The sequence below is a fragment of the Pseudohaemophilus parahaemolyticus genome, from assembly GCF_938021905.1.
Classification (GTDB): domain Bacteria; phylum Pseudomonadota; class Gammaproteobacteria; order Enterobacterales; family Pasteurellaceae; genus Haemophilus_A; species Haemophilus_A parahaemolyticus_B.
Genome location: NZ_CALIFA010000067.1, coordinates 58,455 through 65,591, shown reverse-complemented (window position 1 = coordinate 65,591; position 7,137 = coordinate 58,455). Strand labels below are relative to the sequence as shown.

Genomic DNA, 7,137 nt, shown 5'->3' with positions numbered 1-7,137 from the left:
TGAGCCGATGCATCTCGCTGCTCCGCGGCTTGGCGAAACCATTTCACCGCTTCAACATCATCTTGTTTGACGCCTCGTCCCATAGCATACATAAGGCCCAACTTTAATTGAGCCGATGCATCTCGCTGCTCCGCGGCTTGGCGAAACCATTTCACCGCTTCAAAATAATCTTGTTTGACGCCACGTCCCTCATCATACATCACGCCCAAATTAAATTGAGCAGTTGCATCCCCCTGCTCTGCCAAAGGCAACCAAAGTTTAAAAGCAGTTTGATAATCGCCCCTCGTACTAGCTTCAAAACCTTGTTGGAATTGCTGTTCTGGCGTATCCGCCCAAGCGGTGGATTGAAAAGAAAATACAGAAGCACCGAAAAGTGCGGTGGTAAGAAGTGTTTTTGTGAATCGCATAGAAATCGTCCATTTATTAACCAATCATTCATCTCTCTAAACATGTTTATTGTTTAGCAATATGTTTTGTTAGTATCTCTGTAAAGAGATACTAACAGGCAGTATACTGCCTTGCGAAAGGTTAAAAATTGAACTAAAAGAAAGGCGATCAGAAGGAAAAAACAAGCGGTCAAATTCTTCTCACGTGTTGCAAATGGTGAGAGGAATTTGACCGCTTGGCTGAGGTTCTACTCTGTTATTTTTATTTTGATGAATAACTGCTTTTTTCGGATCGCTATTTTGCTGATTTCAGTAAAATGTGCCTATGCCAAATCTAACCCCATTTGCCAAAACGCAATTTCCATTCTAGTTGCAGTGGTGAAAATCTGTTGAATCTCGGCAAGTTGGCTTGGGTTTAGTGGTTTGCAAAGTGCGGTAAGAAAATCAACGGTTTCTTGGGCGGCTTGTTGAAATTCCTCACTCGCATAGGTATCAATCCACGTTTGATAAGGGTTGTTCGGTAAGCGAGGATAATGCTGAGTAATGTAACGAGCAACTTGAGCGTAACCCAAAGCACAAGGGGTTACAGCTGCATAAAGCTCAGCCAAACTGCCCGTCATGCCACAATCAAGCAAATAGCGAGTATAAGCAATGCAAGCGGCACTTTCTTGAGTAGCAAAAATCTCTTGTTCGCTAATGCCCCACTCACGGCAATAATTTAAATGCAATTGAATTTCTTGGCAGAGTATCTCTAACGTTTTGCGAGGAATTTCCATTTCCGCAAAATTTTTTGCTTTATATACGCCCAAAGCAAAGGCTCGACTATAGTGGAACAGATAGAGGTAATCCTGCTTTAAATAATGCTGAAAACAAGCTTTTGGCAGCGTACCTTTTGCTAGCTGTTGCACAAATTCGTGTTCAATATATTGTTGCCAATAAGGCTGGGCTTGTTGAATGAGTTGTTCAATCATCTTTTTTCCTTATTTAATTTCTACCGCATATTCTTTCAACGCTAAGGCTTTTGGAATTAAGCCTTTTTGTTGCATAAATTCTGCCATTTGTTGATAACGTTTAGCATCTAATTGGCGAGGTTTATTGGCTAAGAAAGGGAGCGTGTCTTTCCACGCCAGTTGGTTTAATGGCGTATTGAGTTCATTCGGTTTATAGCTTACAAAAGCTTGCCACGCTTCATTGGGGTGAGCTTGCAGATAGCTTGTGGCTTGTTCAAGTGCGGTCAAAAAGGCGGATGTTTTTTTATCTGTTACGCTGTTTTTATTGGCAACTAAAATCAATTCATCATAAGCAGGCACGCCATATTGTTCAGGGAAGAATGCGACGCCTTCTTGCTTTTCTAAAGCAAGCTGATTGAGTTCAAAATTACGAAATGCACCAATCACAGCATCCACTTGTCCAGTTAAAAGAGAAGGCGAAAGCGACCAATTTACATTCACTAATTCCACATCTTTATTGCTTAAACCAATAGAATGAAGCATTGTATCAAGTAATCCATCTTCAAAACCGCTGACAGAATACCCCACTTTTTTACCTTTTAAATCAGCAAGGCTTTTCAAATTGCTCTTTTTTAGTACCACTACGCTATTTAATGGATTTGAAATCAGTGAACCCACCCGCACTAAAGGCAAGCCTTCTGCCACTTGTTGATAAAGCTGAGGCTGATAACTCACGGCTAAATCAACTTTTCCTGCCGCCGCTAATTTCGGCGGTAATGCAGGATCAGCAGGTTCGATAATTTCAACCTCAAGGTTATTTTTTTCAAAAAAGCCTTTCTGCTGTGCCACAATAATGGCAGCATGATCGGGGTTTACATACCAATCTAGCATTACGCTGATTTTTTCTTTTGCCAAGCTAGGAAGCGTGAGCATTAACCCCATTACAAAGCTGAAATAACGGATAATTGTCTTCATTTTTTTCTCCTTTAATGAAAAGTTAAACAGACCAAATAAAACGGTGTAATAGCCTATCAATACTGAAATATAAACAGAGTGAAATTGCCACTAAAATCAGCAAGGCAGCAAACATTAAATCGACTTGCATTCGGGCATTGGCATGAATCATCAAATACCCCAAGCCTTCAGACGAACCTACCCATTCGCCCACCACCGCACCAATCGGGGCGACCGAAACCGCAATTCGCAAGCCCGAAGCAAAAGCAGGTAAAGCCGCAGGTAATCGCACTTTAAGCAATAAACGCAAGGGGGAAATGTTAAAGGTTTTCGCCAGTTCGAGCCACGCTTGCGGGGTGTTGCGTAGTCCATCATAACAAGCTGCCGTGACGGGGAAGTAGATAATCAGCACCGACATCACAATTTTGGATGCCATTCCATAACCAAACCACAACACCAACAACGGTGCGATAGCAAACACGGGAATCGCTTGTGAAATCACCAAAATCGGCAATAACACGGCGGAAATTTGACGAGAAAATGAGAGCAACAACGCTGAAATCAACCCAAACAGAAAGCCTAACAACAGCCCTAAGCAGATTTCTAACAACGTGACTTGCGTATGCTGCCAAAGCAGTTCAGCGTGTGTGAATAACTGCTGCCCGACAGCTTGTGGTGAGGGAAAAATGTAGTGTGGGAAGCTGCCCAAGGTTGCGACCATTTGCCAGATCATCAACAACACGCCAACAATTAAAAGCGGTTTAAGTAGGCGAATTTTCATTATTCGCCCCCTAATTCCCGCAATAATTGTTGCTGCAACGCCCATAAATTGGCTTGATGCAACTCACGCGGGGCGTTACCTTCTGGCAAAATTACCTCCGATAATGCTGTTTGATGAGATTCAGGCGAACGCAACACAAAAATACGCTGACTTAGCCGTAATGCCTCTTGCGGATCGTGGGTCACGAGCAGCACTGATTTATCTTCGAGCAGTTCAAAGGCTAAATCTTGAAGTTGATGGCGACTGATGGCATCAAGAGCGGAAAAAGGCTCATCAAGCAAAATCAGATCCGCCTCTTGCATTAAGGTGCGTGCCAAGGCAACCCGCTGTTTTTGCCCGCCCGAAAGCTGCGAACAAGGCTTGTGCCAATGTGCTGCCATTCCCACTTTTTCAAGCAATATTTTAGCTTTTTCAGTGGTTTTTGCAGATTTTCGCCCAAATAAAACCGCTTGCAATTGCACGTTATCGACAATTGATAGCCACGGATAAAGCGTCTCTTTTTGAGGCATCCACGCAATGCGAATTTTCGGTTCAAATAGGATTTTTCCCTGCACCACGCCTTGCGTTTCAATGCCCGCCAGTAGTCGCAAAAGCGTCGATTTCCCCATGCCTGAACTGCCCAACAAGCTTACCCACTCGTTCGGCAATAGGGTTAAATTAAGATGTTCAAATAACGTTTGCCCATTAAAGGCAAGACTCAAATCTTGAATACGCACCATCGCTCGCCTCAATGATTAAAGGGAATGCGTAATAAAAAAGAAAGGATAAGAAATGGAATGAAAAGAAAATAGATTTATTGGCATATTAGTTTCCTACGTCAGTGCTAACTGTTTCAGGTTCACGGGTATCATCTCAGCCTTTCGGCACCCCGACTAAAAATTGTTGGTAAGTTTACGCTTGTTTGGCAGAAAAAACAAGCGGTCAACTTCTTCTCACGTTTTGCAAAATAGTATAGTGAGGAAATTTAACCGCTTGGATTCTTAAAGGGCGTTGACTTTAACAAATCGCGTTTAATGTGATGAATGACAAAACTACGCCAAGATATTCTTCGCAATCACATCCCCCATTTCACTGGTGGAAATTGGGGCGGTGTTGTCTGCTAAATCGCTAGTGCGGTAGCCGTCAGCGAGGGCTTTTTGGATTGCTTGTTCAATCGCATCAGCCGCCTCGTTGAGGTTGAAGCTATAACGCAGCATCATTGCCGCAGAAAGAATTTGTGCGATTGGATTGGCGATGTTTTTGCCTGCGATGTCTGGTGCAGAACCGCCAGCTGGCTCATATAAACCGAAGCCGTCTTCGTTGAGGCTGGCAGATGGGAGCATCCCCATTGAGCCTGTAATCATCGCTGCTTCATCGGAAATAATATCACCGAAGATGTTTGAGCAAAGCAAGATGTCGAACGACTCTGGTGCTTTGATAAGCTGCATCGTGGCATTGTCAATATACATATGCTCAAGGGTCACTTCTGGGAACTCTTTCGCCACTTCGTTTACCGTTTCACGCCATAAAATTGAGCTTTGTAACACGTTCGCTTTATCAATTGAAGTAACGTGTTTTCTGCGTTTCATTGCAGATTCAAATGCCACACGTGCAATGCGTTCGATTTCATATTTGTAATAGACTTCAGTATCGAATGCTTTGGTTTGTGCACCTTCGCCTTCACGACCTTTTGGCTGACCGAAGTAGATACCGCCTGTTAATTCACGCACGACCACCATATCGAACCCTTTTGCAGCGATGTCTGCACGCAATGGGCAGAATTTTTCTAAGCCTTGATAAAGTGCTGCCGGGCGGAGGTTGCAGAATAGTTTGAAATGTTTGCGAAGTGGTAATAATGAACCACGCTCTGGTTGTTCATCTGGCGGTAAATGTGTCCATTTCGGGCCACCTACTGAACCGAATAAAATAGCGTCCGCTTCTTCACAGCCTTTTAAAGTGTTCTCTGGTAAGGCTTTACCTTGGGCATCAATTGCCGCACCGCCAATGTTGAAGTGGTTGAAATTCAATTTAAAACCAAATTTTTGTTGTGTCGCTTCAAGCACTTTAATCGCTTGTGCCATAATTTCAGGACCAATTCCGTCCCCTGCTAACACTGCAATGTTGTAAGTTTGCATAAAATCCTCTGTTGTTATCAATAAAATAAGGGGTATTCTACCCAAATATGGTTTAATTCAAAAGTGGCTTTCTTTTATTATTTCTCTTTCCAATACCCCAACCACTCTTTAAGCAACTGCATCATATTATCCATTGCGCCCGATTGCGGGACGAAATACATAAAATTGATATATTCCCAAGGCGTTTTGCCATAGCCTACGCCAGCTGGCAGCACCTCAAAACCTTGCTGTTCATAAAGCATTTTTGCTCGTTTCATATGCCAGTTTTGGGTGACTAAAATAATTTTATTGATGCCTTCTTTTTCAAGCATTTGCTTGGTGTAGAGCGCATTTTCTTTGGTGGTTTTTGCTTCACTCTCTTCCCATCTGGTTGGTACATCAAAGAATTGTTGGAACTCTTTGGCAATCACTTTTGCTTCTGAATTACCGTTTGGTGATCTGCCTGTGGCTAAAATCGGCAAGCCTGTTTCGTTGTGTAAAAACGCAGCATAACGCATTCGTTCCAGTTCGTTATTGGTCACCGTAATATTTCCATACAACTCTGTGCTATCGCGCAAACCACCACCAAGCACGACTATCGCTTGTGCTTGGTGGTAATCTTGTAGCGTGAGTTTATTCTCTTCAATCAAAGAATTGCTGAGCATCGTTGCCATAAAAGGCGTGCTGAAAAGATAGAGCATCGCAATGCCAAAAATAGTCAGAAAGCGGCTTATTTTCTTGTAATGCAAGCGGTTTAAAATGAGCGAAAAAATCCAAATCACCGCAATGTTAAAGGGAGGGAGGGCAATTGCGGTTAGAATTTTAGTTAGATAAAAAAACATAGACACCTCAAAAAGATTTTTGCGTATTTTGCGTGAATTATTGCTAAAATGCACCATTATTTTGAGAGTTTTTAGAACGCTTTTGCGTGAGCGTGGTCTTATCCTCGCTCATTTTTTTATTTTACTTTTTGAGAGATTACGATGAATCAAGTGCTTTTGGCATTAAAACAACAATTAAAACAGATTGAAGAAAAAATTATTGATAAAAATGATGTGCTTTATTTTGACTATCCGCTACATCAAAATGTCGGGGATCTACTGATTTATGCAGGCACAGAACAATTTTTCAAAGATTACCAAATCAACATTCGCTTACGTCGCTGTTTGCAAGCTTTTAACTTGGTGGAAGTGCGTAAATTCGTCAATCCAAATACAACAATTTTGTGTCACGGTGGGGGTAACTTTGGCGATCTTTATCCAAGCATTCAAAAAATGCGTGAAGATTTAGTGCAAGCTTTTCCAAATAATCGTATTATTTTGTTGCCTCAAACAGCGCATTTTTCAAATGAAGCTGCGATGCAAAAATCTGCTGCTATTTTTTCTCAGCACAACGATTTGCATCTTTTCTCGCGTGATACAAATACGTTTGAGATGATGAAAGCCCATTTCTCGCCGAATGTTGCATTATCGCCTGATATGGCTCATCAGCTTTATGGTGCGTTAGCCCAAAAAGAAAAGACCTCTGGCAACAATACGCTTTATTTTTTACGTAAAGATATTGAGAAAAGCCATATTGAAGCGGAAATTCAAGCGACATTATCTGATTTAAATAATGTTAAAGATTGGGATGATCTTTTATTACCTTCTGATATGAAATTTGAATTATGGTGTAGCCGTTTTTCTGTTTTAGCGAATAAATTTAATTTAGGTTTTGTAAAAGATAAAATTAATGATATATGGTATCGTCATTCAATGGATGTTATTACCCGTTGTCAAAATATCTTTTTAAACTACGATAATATTATTACAAGTCGTTTACACGGACATATTTTTGCTTGCCTTTTAGGTATTCCAAACGAAGTTTGTGATAATTCTTATGGAAAAAATTCTGGGTATTACAACCAATGGACAAAAGATATTTCTTTTGCAAAATTATATGAGCACAAATCGTAATCTAATTCATCTCATTAT

The 7,137-nt window shown here is 41.3% G+C and carries 8 protein-coding genes and 1 riboswitch; of the genes, 1 reads left to right on the top strand and 7 read right to left on the bottom strand.

The features are described from left to right. The 7 genes from QMF79_RS06960 to QMF79_RS06930 all read right to left on the bottom strand — a co-directional run. The coding region (locus tag QMF79_RS06960; protein WP_281773259.1) for a tetratricopeptide repeat protein at positions 1-407 on the bottom strand (407 nt) is incomplete at its 3' end. A 302-nt stretch (positions 408-709) separates the two neighbouring features. Beyond that, a complete protein-coding gene (gene tenA, locus QMF79_RS06955; RefSeq protein WP_281773258.1) occupies positions 710-1,357 on the bottom strand; it encodes a thiaminase II in 648 nt (215 codons plus the stop codon). Between the two features lie 9 nt (positions 1,358-1,366). Then, complete coding sequence (locus tag QMF79_RS06950) at positions 1,367-2,311, bottom strand: ABC transporter substrate-binding protein (protein ID WP_281773257.1); 945 nt, start codon at positions 2,309-2,311, stop codon at positions 1,367-1,369. Between the two features lie 22 nt (positions 2,312-2,333). Beyond that, a complete protein-coding gene (locus QMF79_RS06945; protein WP_281773256.1) occupies positions 2,334-3,071 on the bottom strand; it encodes an ABC transporter permease in 738 nt (245 codons plus the stop codon). Continuing rightward, entirely contained in the window at positions 3,071-3,790 is a 720-nt protein-coding gene (locus QMF79_RS06940) for an ABC transporter ATP-binding protein (RefSeq protein ID WP_281773255.1), read from the bottom strand. The genes QMF79_RS06945 and QMF79_RS06940 overlap by 1 nt, the downstream gene beginning before the upstream one ends. 73 nt (positions 3,791-3,863) lie before the next feature. Beyond that, a riboswitch (TPP riboswitch) is annotated at positions 3,864-3,952 on the bottom strand. 150 nt (positions 3,953-4,102) lie between these two features. After that, positions 4,103-5,185: a 3-isopropylmalate dehydrogenase gene (gene leuB, locus QMF79_RS06935; RefSeq protein WP_281773254.1), complete on the bottom strand. Its 1,083-nt coding sequence runs from the start codon at positions 5,183-5,185 to the stop codon at positions 4,103-4,105. 77 nt (positions 5,186-5,262) lie between these two features. Further along, complete coding sequence (locus QMF79_RS06930) at positions 5,263-6,006, bottom strand: YdcF family protein (protein ID WP_005707365.1); 744 nt, start codon at positions 6,004-6,006, stop codon at positions 5,263-5,265. A 141-nt stretch (positions 6,007-6,147) separates the two neighbouring features. Between QMF79_RS06930 and QMF79_RS06925 the strand changes: the two genes are divergently transcribed. Continuing rightward, positions 6,148-7,119, top strand: a complete 972-nt coding sequence (locus QMF79_RS06925; RefSeq protein ID WP_281773253.1) for a polysaccharide pyruvyl transferase family protein — start codon at positions 6,148-6,150, stop codon at positions 7,117-7,119. Positions 7,120-7,137 lie beyond the last annotated feature (18 nt).

Bases quoted from the DNA above. Each gene is read 5' to 3' on its own strand.
- QMF79_RS06940 (WP_281773255.1), bottom strand. From the start codon at position 3,790: ATGGTGCGTATTCAAGATTTGAGTCTTGCCTTTAATGGGCAAACGTTA.
- QMF79_RS06950 (WP_281773257.1), bottom strand. From the start codon at position 2,311: ATGAAGACAATTATCCGTTATTTCAGCTTTGTAATGGGGTTAATGCTC.
- leuB (WP_281773254.1), bottom strand. From the start codon at position 5,185: ATGCAAACTTACAACATTGCAGTGTTAGCAGGGGACGGAATTGGTCCT.
- tenA (WP_281773258.1), bottom strand. From the start codon at position 1,357: ATGATTGAACAACTCATTCAACAAGCCCAGCCTTATTGGCAACAATAT.
- QMF79_RS06930 (WP_005707365.1), bottom strand. From the start codon at position 6,006: ATGTTTTTTTATCTAACTAAAATTCTAACCGCAATTGCCCTCCCTCCC.
- QMF79_RS06925 (WP_281773253.1), top strand. From the start codon at position 6,148: ATGAATCAAGTGCTTTTGGCATTAAAACAACAATTAAAACAGATTGAA.
- QMF79_RS06945 (WP_281773256.1), bottom strand. From the start codon at position 3,071: ATGAAAATTCGCCTACTTAAACCGCTTTTAATTGTTGGCGTGTTGTTG.